Below are 20,834 nucleotides of genomic sequence, written 5' to 3' on the forward strand. Positions count from 1 at the left end.
GGTTTTATCATTCAGTGACACGCGCCGCAATGTCTAAAACTTATGACCGGTGAAATGTGTACCGCGTCACACAATACAATCTGCCATCTCACTGCGGCAAAACCGACAATATGGCTGTCAGGTAAGGCGTTTGGCCCGGCTAACCTTCGTCCATTCCGGATTTGTACAGCGGGGACATAATTGATGATCGCCCGGCTGCATCGCCACAACATGGCTACATCTTATACAGGCATATTCGCCTGACTCAGGCACGGTCGTGAAACGCTCAATAAGCATATCCGGCAGAATACAGAGCCCCGGCTTCACCTCGTCGTCAGCATAGTAATAGACGCTGATTTGCCCGTTCGTTTCCATGATTGCCAGCCGCACCTGCCCGAGTTGTTCAACGCTATTCAGACGCAGTTCCATAAAAAACTCGAACTCGGTCATGTTGGCACTCTGTACATTTTCCCAGGCCAGCCGCCCGTTCTCGACGATAACCACCGGCTTCCCTTCGAGAAGATCTTCCAGCTTTTCACTTTTCGACATCAGCCACATGACAAGCCGGTAAAGTAGCGCCAGTGAGACAAAAACGATAAAGACCGGCACCATCGGCACATCGTCGTAAAAGGCGACATCCCCCGCCGCTGAACCCAGCGTCAGAATAATCAGCACCTCAAAGAGGGACATCTGCCGGACACCACGCCGCCCGGTGATTTTGAGAAACAGGAAGACCAATACAAAGGTATACAGGCTGCGCAGGGCCACTTCGCCCAAAAATTCGGGAGGAACTTTATCAAACGCCATCCGCTGGAGATCAAATGCTTTCATTTTTCTATGCCTTAACAGTAAGTTACTGTCTGTAAGCATAGTCGAGTCTTTTATTTTCGCCGAAGATAGCACCTGTCACGCAAAACCCGTATCATTGCGCGCTTTACGTACGATAAAAGTGAACGCCATGACTCAAACGTTTATCCCCGGCAAAGACGCCGCTCTGGAAGATTCCATCGCTCGCTTCCAGCAGAAACTGACCGACCTGGGCTTTAATATCGAAGAAGCCTCCTGGCTCAACCCGGTGCCTCATGTCTGGTCCGTGCATATTCGCGATAAAGAGTGTGCCCTGTGCTTTACCAACGGTAAAGGCGCGACAAAAAAAGCGGCACTGGCCTCTGCGCTGGGTGAGTATTTTGAACGTCTGTCGACCAACTATTTCTTCGCCGATTTCTGGCTGGGTGAAACCATCGCCAACGGCCCGTTTGTGCACTATCCGAACGAAAAATGGTTCCCGCTGCCTGAAGACGACGCGCTGCCGGAAGGCATTCTCGACGCGCGTCTGCGTGCGTTCTACGATCCGGAAAACGAACTGACCGCCAGCATGCTGATCGATCTGCAGTCCGGCAATGAGGATCGTGGTATCTGCGCCCTGCCGTTCACGCGTCAGTCTGATGAGCAGACCGTCTATATCCCGATGAACATCGTTGGCAACTTGTATGTGTCCAACGGTATGTCTGCCGGTAATACCCGTAATGAAGCGCGCGTACAGGGGCTGTCTGAAGTCTTCGAACGCCACATTAAAAACCGCATCATTGCCGAATCCATCAGCCTGCCTGAAATTCCGGCTGACGTGCTGGCGCGCTACCCGGGCGTGGTGGAATCCATCGCCAGGCTGGAAGCGGAAGGTTTCCCAATCTTTGCCTATGACGGCTCACTGGGCGGTAAATACCCGGTTATCTGTGTGGTGCTGTTTAACCCTGAAAACGGAACCTGCTTCGCCTCTTTCGGCGCGCACCCTGACTTTGGCGTGGCGCTGGAGCGTACCGTCACCGAGTTACTGCAGGGCCGTGGCCTGAAAGATCTGGACGTGTTTACGCCACCGACCTTTGACGACGAAGAAGTGGCCGAGCACACCAACCTTGAAACCCACTTCATCGACTCCAGCGGTTTGATCTCCTGGGATCTGTTTAAGCAGGACGCGGACTATCCGTTCGTCGACTGGAGCTTTGCAGGTACCACCGAAGAAGAGTTCGCCACGCTGATGGCTATCTTTAAGGCGGAAGATAAAGAAGTCTACATCGCTGACTACGAACACCTTGGCGTGTACGCCTGCCGCATTCTGGTGCCGGGCATGTCCGACATCTATCCGGCAGAAGATCTGTGGCTGGCGAACAACAGCATGGGCGCGCACCTGCGTGAAATCCTGCTGGCCTTGCCGGGCAGCGAATGGGAAAAAGAAGATTACCTGAACCTGATCGCGCAACTGGACGAAGAAGGCCATGATGACTTCACCCGCGTACGCGAGCTGCTGGGTCTGGCGACCGGTAAAGATAACGGCTGGTATACCCTGCGTATTGGTGAGCTGAAAGCAATGCTGGCACTGGCTGGCGGCGATCTGGATCAGGCTCTGGCCTGGACCGAGTGGACTATGGAGTTTAACCAGTCTGTCTTCTCTGCCGAGCGCACTAACTACTATCGCTGCCTGCAAACCCTGCTGCTTCTCGCGCAGGAAGACGATCGTCAGCCGCTGCAATACCTGAATGCGTTTGTTCGCATGTACGGTGCTGACGCCGTTGAAGCCGCCAGCGCAGCACTGAGCGGTGAAGCGCCGTTCTACGGTCTTCAGGCTGTGGATAGCGATCTGAAAGCCTTCCCGGCACATCAGTCTCTGCTGAAAGCGTATGAAAAATTGCAGAAGGCGAAATCCGCTTACTGGTCAAAATAAGCGCATATAACATTATCAGCTGTAGGCGTATTCAATCGTCTGGGCTATATTACGGGGCAATTTCATTGCCCCGTTTTTTATTTTTTTCGGCAATGACTGTTGATTGTAATAATAAAGTTAAATATGGGTAAATATAATAATATTTACCTGGGCTTTACTGTTACTTTTTATGGTAATTACTCCATATTAATTAACTGTTGCAGAGGTGGCCGAAAGAAATAATTCAACTCTTTTCATAACTTTTAAAATTTATTTTTATACGGATAATCAAATACTTACTCCGCTTTTGCTGTAAATCCATACACATTGCGGGCCTATAAGCCAGGCGAGATATGATCTATATCAATTTCTCTTCTATAATGCTTTGTTAGTATCTCGTCGCCGACTTAATAAAGAGAGAGTTAGTGTGAAAGCTGACAACCCTTTTGATCTTTTACTCCCAGCTGCTATGGCCAAAGTTGCCGAAGAAGCGGGTGTCTATAAAGCAACGAAACACCCGATGAAGACGTTCTATCTGGCGATCACGGCTGGTGTGTTCATCTCTATCGCGTTTGTCTTCTACATCACTGCCACCACCGGTACTGCCGCGATGCCTTTCGGCATGGCGAAACTGATTGGCGGTATTTGCTTCTCACTGGGACTGATTCTTTGCGTCATCTGCGGCGCCGACCTCTTCACTTCTACAGTGCTGATTGTCGTGGCAAAAGCCAGCGGAAGAATTACCTGGGGTCAACTGGCGCGCAACTGGCTTAATGTCTATGTTGGCAACCTGATTGGCTGTCTGCTCTTTGTTCTGTTGATGTGGCTCTCTGGCGAGTATATGACCGCCAACGGTGGCTGGGGACTCAACGTCCTGCAGACCGCAGACCACAAAATGCACCACACATTTATCGAAGCCGTTGCTCTCGGCATCCTCGCTAACCTGATGGTCTGCCTGGCTGTCTGGATGAGCTACTCGGGTCGTAGCCTGATGGATAAAGCCATGATTATGGTTCTGCCGGTTGCGATGTTTGTTGCCAGCGGCTTCGAGCACAGTATTGCGAACATGTTTATGATCCCAATGGGAATTGTAATCCGCAACTTTGCAAGCCCGGAGTTCTGGACTGCTGTTGGTTCAACCCCGGAAAGTTTCTCTCACCTGACTATTATGAATTTCATTACTGATAACCTGATCCCTGTCACTATCGGGAACATTATCGGTGGGGGTCTGTTAGTTGGGTTGACATACTGGGTCATTTACCTGCGTGGCGACGACCATCATTGATGGTTATCTCAGGCAGTAAATAAAAAATCCACTTAAGAAGGTAGGTGTTACATGTCCGAGCTTAATGAAAAGTTAGCCACAGCCTGGGAAGGTTTTGCGAAAGGTGACTGGCAGAATGAAGTAAACGTACGTGACTTCATTCAGAAAAACTATACCCCGTATGAAGGTGACGAATCCTTCCTGGCTGGTGCAACTGACGCGACCACCAAGCTGTGGGACAGCGTAATGGAAGGCGTAAAACTGGAAAACCGCACTCACGCGCCAGTTGATTTTGACACCTCCGTTGCTTCTACCATCACTTCTCACGATGCTGGCTACATTAACAAAGCCCTTGAGAAAATCGTTGGTCTGCAGACTGAAGCACCACTGAAACGTGCGATCATCCCGTTCGGTGGTATCAAAATGGTTGAAGGTTCCTGCAAAGCGTATAACCGCGAGCTGGACCCAATGCTGAAAAAAATCTTCACCGAATACCGCAAAACCCACAACCAGGGTGTATTCGATGTTTACACCAAAGACATTCTGAACTGCCGTAAATCTGGCGTTCTGACTGGTCTGCCAGATGCCTATGGCCGTGGCCGTATCATCGGTGACTACCGTCGCGTTGCGCTGTACGGTATCGACTTCCTGATGAAAGACAAATACGCGCAGTTTGTTTCCCTGCAGTCTGATCTGGAAAACGGTGTAAACCTGGAAGCGACTATCCGTCTGCGTGAAGAAATCGCTGAACAGCATCGCGCGCTGGGTCAGATCAAAGAAATGGCGGCTAAATATGGCTGCGATATCTCTGGTCCTGCAACCAACGCTCAGGAAGCTATCCAGTGGACCTACTTCGGCTACCTGGCCGCTGTTAAGTCTCAGAACGGTGCAGCAATGTCCTTCGGTCGTGTATCCACCTTCCTGGATGCTTACATCGAACGTGATATGAAAGCGGGCAAAATCACCGAGCAAGACGCTCAGGAAATGATTGACCACCTGGTCATGAAACTGCGTATGGTTCGCTTCCTGCGTACCCCTGAATACGATGAGCTGTTCTCTGGTGACCCAATCTGGGCAACGGAATCTATCGGTGGTATGGGTGTTGATGGCCGTACTCTGGTTACCAAAAACAGCTTCCGCTTCCTGAACACCCTGTACACCATGGGTCCTTCTCCGGAGCCGAACATCACCGTTCTGTGGTCTGAAAAACTGCCTCTGAACTTCAAGAAATTCGCCGCTAAAGTGTCCATCGACACCTCTTCTCTGCAGTACGAGAACGATGACCTGATGCGTCCGGACTTCAACAACGATGACTATGCTATCGCATGCTGCGTAAGCCCAATGGTTGTTGGTAAACAAATGCAGTTCTTCGGTGCGCGTGCAAACCTGGCAAAAACCATGCTGTACGCAATCAACGGCGGCGTTGATGAAAAACTGAAAATGCAGGTTGGTCCTAAGTCTGAACCAATCAAAGGCGACGTTCTGAACTTCGATGAAGTTATGGAGCGTATGGATCACTTCATGGACTGGCTGGCTAAACAGTACGTCACTGCCCTGAACGTTATCCACTACATGCACGACAAGTACAGCTACGAAGCCTCTCTGATGGCGCTGCATGACCGTGACGTTATCCGCACCATGGCGTGTGGTATCGCAGGTCTGTCCGTTGCGGCTGACTCCCTGTCTGCAATCAAATATGCGAAAGTTAAACCAATTCGTGACGAAGACGGTCTGGCTGTTGACTTCGAAATCGAAGGCGAATATCCGCAGTTTGGTAACAACGACTCTCGCGTTGATGACATGGCGGTTGACCTGGTTGAACGTTTCATGAAGAAAATTCAGAAACTGACCACTTACCGTAACGCTATCCCGACTCAGTCTGTTCTGACCATCACGTCTAACGTTGTGTATGGTAAGAAAACCGGTAACACTCCGGACGGTCGTCGCGCGGGTGCGCCATTCGGTCCTGGTGCTAACCCAATGCACGGTCGTGACCAGAAAGGTGCTGTTGCCTCTCTGACCTCCGTCGCTAAACTGCCGTTTGCTTACGCGAAAGATGGTATCTCTTACACCTTCTCTATCGTGCCAAATGCGCTGGGTAAAGACGACGAAGTACGTAAAACTAACCTCGCGGGTCTGATGGATGGTTACTTCCACCACGAAGCGTCCATTGAAGGTGGTCAGCACCTGAACGTGAACGTAATGAACCGTGAAATGCTGCTTGATGCGATGGAACACCCTGAGAAATATCCTCAGCTGACCATCCGTGTATCCGGCTACGCAGTACGTTTTAACTCCCTGACGAAAGAACAACAGCAGGACGTTATCACCCGTACTTTCACTCAGTCCATGTAAGTGGAATTGACTGAAATCACGCGTTAAAAGGCGTACAATAAAGGCTCCACATACGTGGGGCCTTTTTAACACTCTCTCCATCACAGTCTCTTTTGTCCGCTATCTATACTCTATGGATAACAGCCAAAACAGACTTAAACACAGCCGGTTTTGAGCTGTGCATACACAGGCCCCGGACGGGCCGATGCTGGAGATATCACCGCAATGTCAATTATTGGTCGCATTCACTCCTTTGAATCCTGTGGTACTGTCGATGGCCCGGGTATCCGCTTTATCACCTTTTTCCAGGGCTGCCTGATGCGCTGCCTGTACTGCCATAACCGTGACACCTGGGATACGCACGGCGGCAAAGAAGTGACCGTCGAAGAACTGATGAAAGAGGTGGTGACCTATCGTCACTTTATGAACGCATCCGGCGGCGGCGTAACCGCTTCCGGCGGTGAAGCCATTCTGCAGGCCGAATTCGTGCGCGACTGGTTCCGCGCCTGTCGCAAAGAAGGCATTCATACCTGTCTCGATACAAACGGTTTTGTCCGCCGCTACGATCCGGTCATTGATGAACTGCTCGACGTCACCGACCTGGTGATGCTCGATCTCAAACAGATGAACGATGAGATCCACCAGAATCTGGTGGGTGTTTCCAACCACCGTACGCTGGAGTTCGCCAAATACATCTCCGGGAAAGGCATCAAAACCTGGATCCGCTATGTTGTTGTACCTGGCTGGTCAGATGATGACGATTCCGCGCATCGGCTGGGAGAATTTACCCGCGATATGGGCAACGTTGAGAAAATTGAGCTTCTGCCCTACCACGAACTGGGTAAACACAAGTGGGTCGCCATGGGCGAAGAATATAAACTCGATGGTGTTAAGCCGCCGAAGAAAGAGACGATGGAACGCGTGAAAGGTATTCTTGAACAGTACGGCCACAAGGTAATGTATTAAGAAAAGGCCCGGTGAGAACCGGGCCTTTTTTATATTATCTGAAGACGCCATTAATAATGGTGGTCACAACCGCAGTACTCAGCGCAATTAAGACCAGATCGTCACCGACGACACGCCATTCATAGCCAGGATAGGAAGGAAGCTGGCCCAGCATAGAAGCCGGCACGGTTTTCTTCGCAATGCCCGGAGGGAGCGGTTTACCGCGTGCGAGGTTTTTCGCAATACCCGGAGGCAGTGACTCATAACCTGTTAAGCCGTAATTGAGTGCCAGGTGACGGGCATGATCGAAGCTCACACGGGCGTCGACATCGTCACTGACGCTTTTATTCGATTTACCTGGATTTTCCTGACCGTTATTTTGTTTATTACCGTGGGTACCGGAATTTCCGTTGCCATGACTACCGGAATTGCCGTGACTGCCGCCATTACCTTGTCCGCCACTGTTCCCGTGACCACTGCCATTCCCGTTACCCGGGTTAGCCATGACCGGAGCTGCAGCAAACGTTAAAGACAACACTACTGCCAGAGCGGTAGTGGTAAAACGACGAGTAGACATGATTGTTGCCTTTTAGTGATATAACTCACCTGAATTATCGCCTGGTGCAATAAACAAACAATACGTAAAAGTCTTATATGTGATGGGGACAAAAAAGCCAGTCATCGACTGGCTTTTTATTAATCAGGCATGCGCCACAGGCGTCGGGTGTTCTCCCACTTTGCGCAACAGCATTAAGAGATAAATAAACGATACGCTGGCGATCATAATAAACAGCAAATTGTCGGAGTAATTCTGCATCAGCATCGCGGTAAAGGTCGGTCCCAGCAGGCTGCCAATGGTATAGCTCAGTAACAACGCCTGGTTCATTGCCACTAACTGGTGGTGTTCAACTTTCTCACAGGCCCAGGCCATCGCGACCGGATAGAGCGTAAAACCTGCGGCACCCAGAATAAACAGCGCAGGCGCCATCGCCGCATTGCTGAGCATGGCGAGACAACCCATGATCACCACGAAAACCTGAACACGCAGCACCAACAGGCGACCAAAGCGATCGGCCAGGCGTCCAATCGGCCACTGACCGACAATCCCCGCACTCACCATCACCGCCATCCAGAACCCAATCCCGGAATCGCTGACGCCCTGATGGTTCAGATAAAGCGGCATCAGGCCATACAGTGAACCAAGCACAATTCCGGAGATAATACAGCCGTTAACGCCAAGACGCGCCTGACGCAGTCTCAGCATTGGCCAGACGTGGGTTGCTTCCTGGTGTTCGCTGTTCTGGTTCACAATGCGCGTAAAGAGCAGCGGCAGGATTGCTGCCAGCACCATTCCCGTCACCCACGGCAGAACGCTCATCAGGTCGGTTGGCAGTTTGCTCACCATCAGTTGACCAAGCACGGTACCGATGTAATAAACCATCATATAGGCTGCCAGCAGGCGTCCGCGGTTACGTGACGTGCCGCTGCACATCAGCGCGCTTTCAACCACCACCCAAATCATCGCGCAACCCACTCCGGCGATAAAGCGCCATACCATCCAGCTCCAGAAGCCGACCATCAGGCCCAGCCCGGCACATCCGACAGCGAAGAGCAGCGAGGCCAGATAATAGCTGCGGTTAAAACCAAAGCGTTTAATCAGGCTTCCTGTAACCAGCGTACCCAGCAGGTTACCGGTAAAAAAGGACGAGCTGACCATACCCACCTGCCAGGTCGGTAAGTTTTCATGGGCGAGCCACAGCGGGACGAGCGTATTTAACACTGCGATCGCCAGGGTCAGCAGAAGCAGGCCACAGAGCAATAAAAGCACTGGCCGGGTATAGATGGTCATGGATTAAAAACCGTGAGGAAGTTCAGATTTCGTGCGCATCATGCCACTGGCAAAAACAAAGTCAATCCACTGATTTCACCGCCACGCACGATATGTTCCCTGTCGATTTAAAAAACTTATCCTGCTAATGCAACGCCTGCTATAGATATTAATTATGTATCTGTTTTTATTTATTAATGCCCGAAGTAAAAACAAAACGTCAGTCGAAAAATTTCATGATTAAAATAAAAAAAGCCGGGCGCTCCGTCCCGGCTTTATCTCACCCACGGCAACGCTAACTGGCGACGGCCATACCTACGGTCATATGCAAACCGTAGAACACACCGCGGCCGATCAGTTCACCTGCGAGGACCAGCACAAAAGCCAGTGACAGGAGCGGCAGCGCGGGTTGATACCCCTTAAGCTGAGGCACAATCCAGCACACCAGTGCCGCCACCAGCAGGACCACGCGCCAGGCCATCAGCGAGCCGTATGCCGGCACCAGGGCAGATGCCTGCTGAACAGAGCTGTGAATGGTTGCCAGCTCCGCGCCCTGCATCAGGGTGACGACTGCGCTCACCACCAGCGCCAGCAGTGAAACGACAGGCAGCAAACGCATCGCCCAACCGTCAACACCCGCGACGCGCAGCAGCATGAAGCCAAGAAGCGGCCCACCAATAAACAGCGTCAGGAAGAAGCTCATCGGCGTCCAGATGCTGTACCAGGTCGGCACGGTGTCGATGGTGTTATAGACCCGCACCATCATCCACACAAACACCACGCCCAGCACCATCGTGACAATCAGCCACACGCTGCGCAGCCCTGCCGGCAATTTCTTCAGTGCTGCCAGCAGCCAACCCAGCCCACCCACAGCAAAGAAGATCGCCCCGCTGGCGATTTCATTACTGAGTGACGACGCGCCCACCCGGTTCAGGGAGTTGAACGCGCGCATTGGTGAGCCGAGGTGCAGCGTAGAGGCAATAAAGCCAATTCCCATCAGCACCCACAGGCCAAACATACTCAACACTAAACGTTGTTGTTGCTCAGCAGTGAGATTCCCTTTCAGCAGCGCCAGCGCGAGGACAATAAAACCGCCCGCCACACACTGCCCAAAGACCGTGAAGATCATCAGCGGCCATTCATGCCATCCACTTCCCATCTCACACCTCCTTCGGGTTTGCCAGGTAGCCGGTGGTATCCCCTGTCGGGCGGCTGTTGGCGTTAGGTTTAATCACGATGCTTGGCTTCGTGAAGTGCGCGGACGGCAGCGGCGCGACGGCCGCCAGCTGGCCATGTTTTTTACGCAGTTCGTCAATGGGACCGAAATCCAGCGCACGCAGCGGGCAGGACTCCACGCAGATCGGCTTTTTGCCGTCCGCCACGCGGGTGTGGCAGCCGTCGCACTTGGTCATATGGCCTTTGGCGGCGTTGTACTGCGGGGCACCGTACGGACAGGCCATGTGGCAGTAGCGACAGCCGATGCAGACATCTTCATCCACCACCACGAACCCGTCGTCACGCTTGTGCATCGCCCCGCTCGGGCAGACCTTGGTGCAGGCCGGGTCTTCGCAGTGGTTGCAGGCAATCGACAGGTAGTAGGCAAACACGTTCTGGTGCCAAACACCGCTGTCTTCCTGCCAGTCACCGCCCGCGTATTCGTAAATACGGCGGAAGCTGACGTCCGGGGTTAAATCTTTGTAATCCTTGCAGGCGAGCTCGCAGGTTTTGCACCCGGTGCAGCGGCTGGAATCAATAAAAAATCCATACTGGGTTGTCATCGGTTACTCCTTACACCTTTTCAACCTGAACAAGGTTCGTGTGGGACGGGTTGCCCTTCGCCAGTGGCGACGGACGCTGCGTGGTCAGTACGTTAATACTGCCTGCCTGGTCGATGCGATTCGCATCCGGGCTATACCAGGCCCCTTCCCCCAGCGCGACAACGCCAGGCATCATGCGCGGAGTCACCTTGGCTTCAATGTGTACCTCACCGCGACCGTTAAAGATGCGCACGCGGTCGCCATTGCTGATCCCACGGGCTTTGGCATCCATCGGGTTAATCCACATCTCCTGACGGCAGGCAGCTTTTAGTACGTCGACGTTGCCATAGGTGGAGTGAACACGCGCTTTGTAGTGGAAGCCGGTCAACTGCAGCGGGAATTTCGCGGTCAGCGGATCGTTGTAGTTTTCAAAGCCCGGCGTGTAGATCGGCAGCGGATCGATAACATCCCCTTCCGGCAACTCCCAGGTAGAGGCAATTTTTGCCAGCTCTTCTGAATAAATTTCAATTTTGCCCGATGGCGTGGTCAGCGGATTGGCCTGCGGATCGTCACGGAAAGCTTTGTACGCCACGTGATGGCCTTCCGGATCACGCTGTTTGTACATCCCCTGCTCACGGAAGGTATCGAAATCCGGGAGGTCAGGGATCGCTTTGCGGGAGAGTTCATGCAGATGGCGCATCCACCCTTCCTGCGTGCGCCCCTCAGTAAATTGCTGCTCAACGCCAAGACGTTTCGCCAGCTCAGAGGTCATCTCATAGATGGTTTTGCACTCAAAGCGAGGTTTAATAGCCTGATCGGTAAAGATGACGTAGGACATGTTGCCGCAGGAGGCATCCAGCGCGAAATCCATCTGCTCAGAGGCCGTGCAGTCCGGGAGAATAATATCGGCATATTTTGCCGAAGAAGTCATGTGGCAGTCGATTACCACAATCATCTCGCACTTCTTGTCATCCTGCAGGATTTCATGGGTGCGGTTAATTTCAGAGTGCTGGTTGATGAGACAGTTGCCGGCGTAGTTCCAGATCATCTTGATCGGGACATCCAGTTTGTCCTTACCCCGCACGCCGTCACGCAGCGCAGTCATTTCCGGGCCGCGTTCAATGGCATCAGTCCACATAAACATGGAGATACTGGTCTGAACCGGGTTTTCCAGCGTCGGCATACGTTCAAACGGCACTTCATAGGAGCCTTCACGCGCCCCCGTGTTACCGCCATGAATGCCCACGTTACCCGTCAGAATGGCGAGCATCGAAATGGCACGGGTGGCAATTTCACCGTTCGCATGACGCTGTGGACCCCAGCCCTGACTAATATAGGCCGGTTTAGCCGAGCCAATCTCGCGTGCCAGTTGAACAATACGGTCTACCGGAATTCCCGTGATGGTGGACGCCCATTCCGGCGTTTTGGCAATACCGTCGCTGCCCTGACCGAGAATATAGGCCTTATAGTGGCCATTAGCCGGCGCGCTGGCTGGCAATGTTTTCTCGTCATAACCGACGCAGTATTTATCGAGGAACGGCTGATCGACCAGATTTTCAGTGATCATCACCCACGCCAGCGCGGAGACCAGCGCAGCATCGGTGCCTGGACGAATCGGGATCCACTCATCTTCACGCCCTGCACCGGTGTCGGTATAGCGCGGGTCGATAATAATCATGCGGGCATTCGATTTGGCTCGCGCCTGTTCGAGGTAGTACGTTACCCCGCCACCGCTCATGCGCGTTTCACCCGGGTTGTTGCCGAACAGCACCACCAGCTTACTGTTTTCGATATCAGACGGGCTGTTACCGTCAGCCCAGCCACCGTAGGTGTAGTTCAGACCGGCGGCAATCTGCGCCGAAGAGTAGTCGCCATAATGGTTCAGATAACCGCCGCAGCAGTTCATCAGACGGGCCACCAGCGTTTTCCCCGGTGGCCAGGAGCGGGTCAGCGTGCCGCCGAGCGTCCCGGTGCCATAGTTCAGATAGATGGATTCGTTGCCGTAGTCTTTGATCAGACGCTGCATGTTCGTCGCGATAATGTCGTAGGCTTCATCCCAGCTAATGCGCTCGAACTTCCCTTCTCCACGCTTGCCAACGCGTTTCATCGGGTACTTCAGGCGGTCCGGGTTATAAACGCGACGACGCATTGAACGGCCGCGCAGGCAGGCGCGGACCTGATGTAATCCCTCGTAGTTATCGTCCCCGGTATTATCGGTTTCGACATATTTAATCTCACCATCCACCACATGCATACGCAGTGGACAACGGCTACCGCAGTTTACGGTACAGGCACTCCACACCACTTTTTCCGGGGTGGTCGGGGACAGTGCATCCGCCGCCGACACCAGACGAGAAAAAGGGAGCGTAAAGGCGCTGCTGGCAACGGCCAGACCACCAATTGCCGTGGTTTTCATCAACCCACGGCGAGTGACCTCGGCAGCCATTAACGCTTCAGGCGCTTTGATTTTCATAGAGACTCACTTTGGTTGCTCACAAAGAAAAGAGAGGCGGCATAAGCCGCTATATAGTTTTATATATAACGAATAACTTCGTTATTGGTTTTTTATGCTGACTTTCATTCGGAGGAGTATTACTACTTTGGAGGGAGGGGTTATTGCGTCGTATCAATTCTAAGGTATAAAAAAGCGCCCTGAGGCGCTTTTTTGTTTCACGTCAAATCATTAACCGATGTACTGCTGGCCTTTCATGTACGGACGCAGCACTTCAGGGATCTCAATACGACCGTCCGCCTGCTGATAGTTTTCCAGCACGGCAACCAGTGTACGACCGACAGCCAGACCAGAACCGTTCAGGGTATGCACCAGACGGGTTTTCTTGTCAGACTTGCTGCGGCAACGTGCCTGCATACGACGCGCCTGGAAATCCCAGACGTTAGAGCAGGAGGAGATTTCACGGTAGGTATTCTGCGCAGGAACCCAGACTTCCAGGTCGAAGGTTTTGCAGGCACCAAAGCCCATATCACCGGTGCACAGCGCCATACGACGGTACGGCAGACCCAGCAGCTCCAGCACTTTCTCAGCGTGGCCGGTCATCTCTTCCAGCGCGTCCATCGACTCTTCCGGGCGGACAATCTGCACCATCTCTACTTTGTCGAACTGGTGCATACGGATCAGACCACGGGTGTCGCGACCGTAAGAACCCGCTTCAGAACGGAAGCACGGAGAGTGTGCTGTCAGTTTGATTGGCAGGTCGTCTTCGTCGATGATCTCATCACGCACGAGGTTAGTCAGCGGCACTTCCGCAGTTGGGATCAGCGCGTAGTTGCTGCTGTCAGCTTCCTCGTCCAGCGGACGGGTGTGGAACAGATCGCCGGCAAATTTTGGCAGCTGGCCAGTACCGTACAGCGTATCGTGGTTAACCAGATACGGGACGTAGGTTTCGCTGTAGCCGTGCTGCTCGGTGTGCAGATCCAGCATAAACTGCGCCAGAGCGCGATGCAGATGAGCAATCTGGCCTTTCATCACAACGAAGCGAGAACCGGTCAGCTTAACTGCGGCCGCAAAGTCCAGGCCGGCATGCATTTCGCCCAGGGTCACATGATCGCGAACCTCGAAGTCGAACTCGCGAGGCGTGCCCCAGCGTTTCACTTCAACGTTGTCGTTTTCATCTTTACCGACAGGTACGCTATCGTCAGGAATGTTCGGGATCGCCAGCGCGATATCACGGATCTCGGCCTGAAGCACGTCCAGCTCCGCTTTCGCCTGATCCAGCTCTTCACCCAGTTTGTTCACTTCCAGGCGTAATGGCTCAATGTCTTCCCCGCGCGCTTTCGCCTGGCCGATGGATTTCGATCGAGAATTACGCTCTGCCTGCAGATTTTCAGTTTGTACCTGCAGAACTTTACGACGCTCTTCAAGAGCGCGCAGCTTATCTACATCCAGCTTAAAGCCCCGGCGTGCCAGTTTTTCAGCGACTGCGTCTGGCTCATTACGCAGCAGATTGGGATCGAGCATGCTTATCCTGTGCTTATCGAATTAAAATAGGAAAATGTGACCACAGCCTGCGGCCACAGGGATACATTGCCAACATTACCGCAACGATCGCACTAACGGTAGCGTTTTATAGGGCTATTTTGATCCTGTCCGGCGAGCCAGGCGAGCTTTTCGCCAATCTTGCCTTCAAGACCTCTGTTTGTGGGGTGATAATAGCGGGTTTGTGCCATCTCCTGCGGGAAATATTCCTCCCCGGCGGCGTAGGCATTGGGTTCGTCGTGGGCGTAGCGGTACTCCTGCCCATACCCCATCTCTTTCATCAGTTTGGTCGGCGCATTGCGCAGATGTACCGGCACGTCATAATCCGGGCGTTCACGAGCGTCGGACATGGCCGCTTTAAAGGCGGTATAGACAGCGTTACTTTTCGGTGCGCAGGCCAGATAAACAATCGCCTGAGCGATAGCACGCTCGCCTTCAGCAGGCCCGACGCGGGTAAAACAGTCCCAGGCCGAAATAGCCACCTGCATGGCGCGCGGGTCGGCATTCCCGACATCTTCAGAGGCAATCGCCAGGCAGCGACGGGCCACATACAGCGGATCGCCACCGGCGGTGATAATGCGGGCATACCAGTAAAGCGCCGCATCGGGCGCGCTGCCGCGCACGGACTTATGCAGTGCCGAAATTAGATCGTAAAACCGATCGCCTTTATTGTCGAAACGCGCGCTGCGCTCCCCGGCGATTTCGGTGAGCAACGCCGGTTTCAGTACCCGTTTGCCGGACGCATCCACTTCGGCCATATCGGCCATCATTTCCAGCGTATTGAGTGCCCGGCGGGCGTCGCCGTTAACCAGTTCAGCGATCGCCCGGCGCGTGTCGTCAGGCAGAACGATATCCTGCCCGCCGTAGCCGCGCGCGTTATCGTTCATCGCCTGCGTGAGAACCTGTTCAATATCCTCCACGGTCAGGGATTTGAGCAGGTAAACACGTGCACGGGAAAGCAGTGCGGAATTGAGCTCAAACGACGGGTTTTCGGTGGTGGCACCGATGAAGAAAATGGTGCCGTCTTCAATGTGCGGCAGGAAAGCATCCTGCTGGCTTTTATTGAAACGGTGAACTTCGTCGACAAAGAGAATGGTACGTCGCCCGGCATTGCGGTTTTGCCGCGCACGTTCAATCGCCTCGCGGATCTCCTTCACGCCGGACGTGACCGCCGAGATGCGCTCGACATCCGCGTTAGCATAGCGGGCGATAACTTCCGCGAGCGTGGTTTTGCCTGTACCGGGTGGGCCCCAGAGGATCATGGAGTGCAGATGCCCGGCCTCAATAGCACGCGGCAAGGGTTTCCCCGCAGCCAGCAGGTGTTGCTGGCCGATGTACTGCGCTAAATTTTCTGGCCGCATACGAGCGGCCAGAGGTTGAAACGCATTCTCAGAAAAATCGAGCGACAGATTGCTCACTCATGCCTCTTACTTGTTGCGCTGATCGTCCACCGTTACGCCCTGCGGCGGGGTAAAGGTGAATTTAGACGCGTCAACCGCGCCGTTTTGCTGGGTCTTGAGCTGGTAGCTGCTACGCTGGTCGTCCTGCTCAACCGCACCAAACTGATTGATGGTTCCGTTGGTGCTCACGTTGATGGTGAACTGTTTCAGGTTGCCATTGCTGCCTTTCGGCGTCAGAACAAACTCATCACCATTCTGTTTGATATTGTACTGCTGCCAGTCGCTGGACTGGTTACGCGCAATCAGCATGAAAGGCGTATTGCTGGTCGCGTCTTTCAGCCAGGTCGCGGTAGCCTGCTCGACAAACGGGTTGTAGAACCACAGGGTCTTACCGTCAGAAACCAGGATGCTCTCATCCGGCTGAGTCATATGCCAGTTAAACAGATTCGGGCGTTTTACCCACAAATCCCCCTGACCTTCCTGCACCGCATTGCCACTGCCGTCAGTCACTTTTTGCGTGAAGCTGGCGTGGAAACTGCTCACTTTATCCAGTCGGCTTTTAAGGTCGCTTGCCGCATCAGCCCAGACGCTGCTGGCGACAAAACTGGTGAGTAATGCACAGGCGATTGCGATTTTTTTCATTGTTATTCCTTAAAATACGTCATCCCGATATGGGGTTCTGCCCTCTATTGTGTACCTGCCCGAAGGCAGGCGACAGAAGAAAATGCTTAATTTTGGCTGATTTACCCTTCTTTGCAATCACTGAAGGTTAATCAAACGGCGGCGGTGCCAGCACCTCACGGTTACCGTTGTGCCCCTGCTCGCTCACAATGCCCTGCGCTTCCATCTGCTCGATGATGCGCGCTGCGCGGTTGTAGCCGATGCGGAACTGACGCTGCACACCCGAGATAGAGGCTTTACGTTTTTCGGTGACGAAGTTAACCGCCTGGTCGAATAACGGATCCAGCTCCTCGCCGCCGTCCAGGCCACCACCGCCGCCTTCGCTTTCGCTGTCGGAGGTAATGCCATCAACATATTGCGGACGACCGCGCGCTTTCCAGTCCTGCACCACGGCGTGAACTTCCTGGTCGCGAACAAATGCGCCGTGAACACGCACCGGAGAGGTGGAGTTCGGGCCAGAGTAAAGCATGTCCCCCATACCCAGCAGCGACTCCGCGCCACCCTGGTCGAGAATAGTACGCGAGTCAATTTTGCTCGATACGGTAAACGCGATACGGGTTGGAATGTTCGCTTTGATCAGACCCGTAATAACGTCCACAGACGGACGCTGCGTCGCCAGAACCAGGTGGATGCCGGCCGCACGCGCTTTCTGCGCCAGACGTGCAATCAGCTCTTCCACTTTTTTACCGACGGTCATCATCAGGTCAGCGAACTCATCCACCAGCACGACGATGTAAGGCAGTTTTTCCAGCACCGGATGTTGGGCATCCATGCTGTCGCCCGGTTTCCAGTAAGGGTCCGGAATCGGACGGCCCATCCGTGCCGCCTCGGCGATTTTCTCGTTATAACCGGCAAGGTTACGCACGCCCAGCGCAGACATCAGCTTGTAGCGACGCTCCATCTCATTAACGCTCCAGCGCAGAGCATTGGCCGCGTCTTTCATGTCGGTAACCACTTCTGTCAGCAGATGCGGGATACCTTCATAGACCGACAGTTCCAGCATTTTCGGGTCGATCATGATGAAACGAACATCTTCCGGCTGCGCTTTATAGAGCATGCTGAGGATCATGGCGTTCACACCGACGGATTTACCGGAGCCGGTGGTACCTGCCACCAGCAGGTGAGGCATTTTTGCCAGATCGGCCACCACCGGCTCGCCCGCAATATCTTTACCCAGAACCACGCTCAGCGGTGACGGGTTATCGCGGAACTTCGCGTTATCCAGGACTTCGCGCAGGTAAACGGTCTGACGTTTCTTATTCGGCAGTTCAAGACCAACATAAGGTTTACCCGGAATAACCTCTACAACACGCACCGCCACGGTCGACAGAGAACGCGCCAGGTCACGGGAAAGGTTAGAAATACGCGCGGCTTTTACGCCTGGTGCCAGATTAAGTTCGAAGCGAGTGATCACCGGCCCTGGGGAGTAGTTGACGACATCAGCCTTGATACGGAAGTCCGCCAGACGCGCTTCCACCAGACGTGCCATCTGCTCAAGAGCAAAGGTATCGACCGGCTCGACTTCAGCCGGCGGTGGGGTTAACAGATCCAGCGACGGCAGAGGCGTGCTTGGACGCTGCAACGGACGGCTGTCGCCGTTACGCATCAGCAGCGGGTGAATGAGACTCTCCTGCGGCTGTGCCTGAGGCTGCTGGAACTGCGGCGGCTGTGGTGGCTGCTGCGGTTGCGCGTAAGCCTGCGGCGCCGGTTGCTGCGGCTGTGCATGCGCCTGCGGTGCCGGTTGTTGCGGCTGTGCATACGCCTGCGGCGCCGGTTGCTGCGGTTGTGCATACGCTTGCGGTGCCGGTTGTTGCGGCTGTGCATACGCTTGCGGCGCTGGCGCAGTCTGCGGACGCGTCGGTTCAGCGTCCGGCATCACGCTCGGCGTGAACAGCGGCTCGCTCGGGCCATCATCAACCAGATCTTTTATTGGGGAGAATTCAAAATCCGACAGCGAGAACGGATTCGCTCCAGCAGGCTGCTCACCGGCATAACGCTGCTGCTGCGTGGCCGCGAACTGGCGCGCTAATTCCGCCTCAGCCGCGTCATCTTCGTCTTGCGGATGATGCACTTCATGCTGGTATTCTTCGCCATAGCGCTGATGCTGCTGCGCGGCGAACTGGCGCGCCAGTTCATCCTGATGCATTTCATCAACGTCATCTTCATACTCATTCTCGCGCGCTTTCTCCTCAGCCATACGCTGAGAAGGCAGCTTAATACCGTAGGAGGCCAGCTCACGCCGCGTTGGCACGCGAACACGGTTTGGGCGAGGTAACTGCGGGCCAATGCCCTCTTTCACCTGTGGACGTGGCGCACCGCCTGTGGCGAGGCTAAAGACCGGGGCAGCCGCGGCGGCTGCCGCTGTAGCCTGCTTCACGCTTTCAGCAACAGGTGCAACGGCAGGCGTTGGATCAACCGGAGGAACCGAAACAGAAGGTGCTTTGGTTACAGGCTCCTGCACCGGTTCAGGCACAGGCTGATACCAGGCCGCCAGCTGTTCACGCTCGCGGGCACGACGCTCTTCGACCTCTTCAAAATAGTACAATGGCGGACGAGACGGTTTCGCCTCTTCCACCACGTCAGGCTCTGGCTGAGGCGCTACGTATGGCTGTTCAGGTTCAACCGGCTCCGGCACGTACTCCTGATGAGGCTGTGCGGCAGGCTGCGCGTACTGCGGATATCCCTGAGGCTCATATGCCGGCTCCGGCTGATAAGGCTGCTGCCAGGCTTCCTGCTGGACAGGAATATAGCTCTCTGGCTCTGGCGCAATAACCGGCTCAGGCGTATGAACGCCAGGGGCGGTTTGCCACTCCACCTGAGGTTGCTGAATGGCGGATTCGGGTGGTGGAACCGGTGCTGAAGGCATCACCGCATCGGCTGGAGCGGCATACGCCTGTGAAGCCGTAGTGGCGGCGGCCGCTGCAGCGACCGGCTCGGTCACGGAGTGGCCATTTAACAGCGGGTCGTATTCATCAAACGCCCCCGGCGTGGCACGGTTGCCGGAGAAGAGCACATCGTTTGGATCGACAGCCGCACCGGCTGCACGATATTCAACCTGATCGTCTTCATCCATGCGTTTGCCGGAGAAGAGCGCCGCATCGGTTTTACGGCCTAGCGGGTTGGCAAATTTCTCGGCAACACGCTGACGACGCGCCAGCGCGCCGCGCATAATGCGGGCACGACGAGATTCGCGACGCTGAACGGGAGCATCGTCTTCCTCTTCGTACTCATCTTCATATTCATCTTCGTCAACCCACGTATCGTCGCGACGGGTACGGTTGCTGGCGAAGGTCAGGAGGGTGAGGATAAAGCTGCCGATCTTCTCAGCGATGCTCACCCACGACCAGCCGGTGAACAGCGTCAGTCCTGCCGCCCAGATGCAGAGCAACGCAAGCGTGCCACCGCTGCTGTGAAGCATGGGCTGTAGCGCAGAACTCAACAGGCTGCCGATCACCCCGCCAGAGGCGAAATACCAGATATCATCGGCGTTGATAGCCGCCAGCCCACACGAGGTGAGGATCAGCGCCAGTGCGCCAATCAGGCGCAGCGACACCGCGAAATAGTCGATATAGTCATCGTTTTGACGATGGCGCCAGGCAAACCAGCATCCGCCAATGATAATGACGGGAAGGGTGTAGGCCATCACCCCGAAAATGAAGAAGAGCGTATCTGCAAGCCAGGCGCCGGGAACACCGCCTAAGTTATGGATAGGCTCATGCCAGGCGGTTTGTGACCAGCTGGGATCTGAGGGGTTGAAACTGAGTAGGGCTGCCATCAGCCAGACGGCAAAAAGGGCAATAACAATCAGCAAAGCCTCGAGGAGACGACGTCCGCTGCTTAGCTTCGATAATGTGACTTCTTTGTCTTCAGTGTATTCCTGGCTCAAGAAAGGCTCTCCAGGTATCAGGCATATCCTGCCTGTTTGCTAAAACGGACAACAGCGCCGGGTATCCC

Annotated in this window: 14 protein-coding genes; 4 read left to right on the forward strand and 10 right to left on the reverse strand. The window is 54.3% G+C overall.

Annotated features, from left to right (window positions below):
* Window positions 1–117: 117 nt before the first annotated feature.
* Window positions 118–810, reverse strand: a complete 693-nt coding sequence (locus tag BJ887_RS14555) for a DUF421 domain-containing protein (protein WP_020884820.1) — start codon at window positions 808–810, stop codon at window positions 118–120.
* A 127-nt stretch (window positions 811–937) separates the two neighbouring features.
* Here BJ887_RS14555 and ycaO point away from each other — a divergent pair, with 127 nt between their 5' ends.
* From ycaO to pflA, 4 genes are all read left to right on the forward strand, one after another.
* The gene (ycaO, locus tag BJ887_RS14560) at window positions 938–2,698 is read left to right on the forward strand and encodes a 30S ribosomal protein S12 methylthiotransferase accessory factor YcaO (protein ID WP_121340041.1); all 1,761 of its coding nucleotides are present in this window, start codon (window positions 938–940) and stop codon (window positions 2,696–2,698) included.
* Window positions 2,699–3,104: 406 nt separating this feature from the next.
* Entirely contained in the window at window positions 3,105–3,962 is an 858-nt protein-coding gene (gene focA / locus BJ887_RS14565) for a formate transporter FocA (protein ID WP_025204555.1), read from the forward strand.
* A gap of 51 nt (window positions 3,963–4,013) precedes the next feature.
* Entirely contained in the window at window positions 4,014–6,296 is a 2,283-nt protein-coding gene (gene pflB / locus BJ887_RS14570) for a formate C-acetyltransferase (protein WP_014169380.1), read from the forward strand.
* 204 nt (window positions 6,297–6,500) lie between these two features.
* Window positions 6,501–7,241: a pyruvate formate lyase 1-activating protein gene (gene pflA, locus BJ887_RS14575; protein ID WP_020884823.1), complete on the forward strand. Its 741-nt coding sequence runs from the start codon at window positions 6,501–6,503 to the stop codon at window positions 7,239–7,241.
* Window positions 7,242–7,275: 34 nt separating this feature from the next.
* Here pflA and BJ887_RS14580 read toward each other — a convergent pair whose 3' ends face one another.
* The 9 genes from BJ887_RS14580 to ftsK all read right to left on the reverse strand — a co-directional run bounded on the left by BJ887_RS14580 (window position 7,276) and on the right by ftsK (window position 20,766).
* Entirely contained in the window at window positions 7,276–7,797 is a 522-nt protein-coding gene (locus tag BJ887_RS14580) for an anti-virulence regulator CigR family protein (protein WP_020884824.1), read from the reverse strand.
* Window positions 7,798–7,920: 123 nt separating this feature from the next.
* Window positions 7,921–9,069: an MFS transporter gene (locus BJ887_RS14585; RefSeq protein WP_014169376.1), complete on the reverse strand. Its 1,149-nt coding sequence runs from the start codon at window positions 9,067–9,069 to the stop codon at window positions 7,921–7,923.
* Window positions 9,070–9,343: 274 nt separating this feature from the next.
* Window positions 9,344–10,207 carry a dimethyl sulfoxide reductase anchor subunit family protein gene (locus BJ887_RS14590; protein ID WP_014169375.1) on the reverse strand — a complete coding sequence of 288 codons (864 nt, stop codon included), beginning with the start codon at window positions 10,205–10,207 and terminating at the stop codon, window positions 9,344–9,346.
* 1 nt (window position 10,208) lies between these two features.
* The gene (locus BJ887_RS14595) at window positions 10,209–10,826 is read right to left on the reverse strand and encodes a DMSO/selenate family reductase complex B subunit (protein ID WP_020884826.1); all 618 of its coding nucleotides are present in this window, start codon (window positions 10,824–10,826) and stop codon (window positions 10,209–10,211) included.
* A gap of 10 nt (window positions 10,827–10,836) precedes the next feature.
* Window positions 10,837–13,278, reverse strand: coding sequence for a dimethylsulfoxide reductase subunit A (dmsA, locus tag BJ887_RS14600; RefSeq protein ID WP_040017048.1), 2,442 nt, complete (start codon window positions 13,276–13,278; stop codon window positions 10,837–10,839).
* Between the two features lie 210 nt (window positions 13,279–13,488).
* A complete protein-coding gene (serS, locus tag BJ887_RS14605; protein WP_008499983.1) occupies window positions 13,489–14,781 on the reverse strand; it encodes a serine--tRNA ligase in 1,293 nt (430 codons plus the stop codon).
* Window positions 14,782–14,873: 92 nt separating this feature from the next.
* A complete protein-coding gene (rarA, locus tag BJ887_RS14610; RefSeq protein WP_014169370.1) occupies window positions 14,874–16,217 on the reverse strand; it encodes a replication-associated recombination protein RarA in 1,344 nt (447 codons plus the stop codon).
* 9 nt (window positions 16,218–16,226) lie between these two features.
* Window positions 16,227–16,841 carry an outer membrane lipoprotein chaperone LolA gene (gene lolA / locus BJ887_RS14615; protein ID WP_014169368.1) on the reverse strand — a complete coding sequence of 205 codons (615 nt, stop codon included), beginning with the start codon at window positions 16,839–16,841 and terminating at the stop codon, window positions 16,227–16,229.
* 127 nt (window positions 16,842–16,968) lie between these two features.
* Window positions 16,969–20,766 (reverse strand): DNA translocase FtsK, encoded by a 3,798-nt coding sequence (gene ftsK, locus BJ887_RS14620; protein WP_121340042.1) that lies wholly within the window; start codon window positions 20,764–20,766, stop codon window positions 16,969–16,971.
* Window positions 20,767–20,834: the final 68 nt, after the last annotated feature.

Origin of the sequence: Enterobacter sp. WPR_3_1, assembly GCF_003635055.1 — a bacterium.
GTDB classification, from domain to species: Bacteria; Pseudomonadota; Gammaproteobacteria; order Enterobacterales; family Enterobacteriaceae; genus Enterobacter; species Enterobacter ludwigii.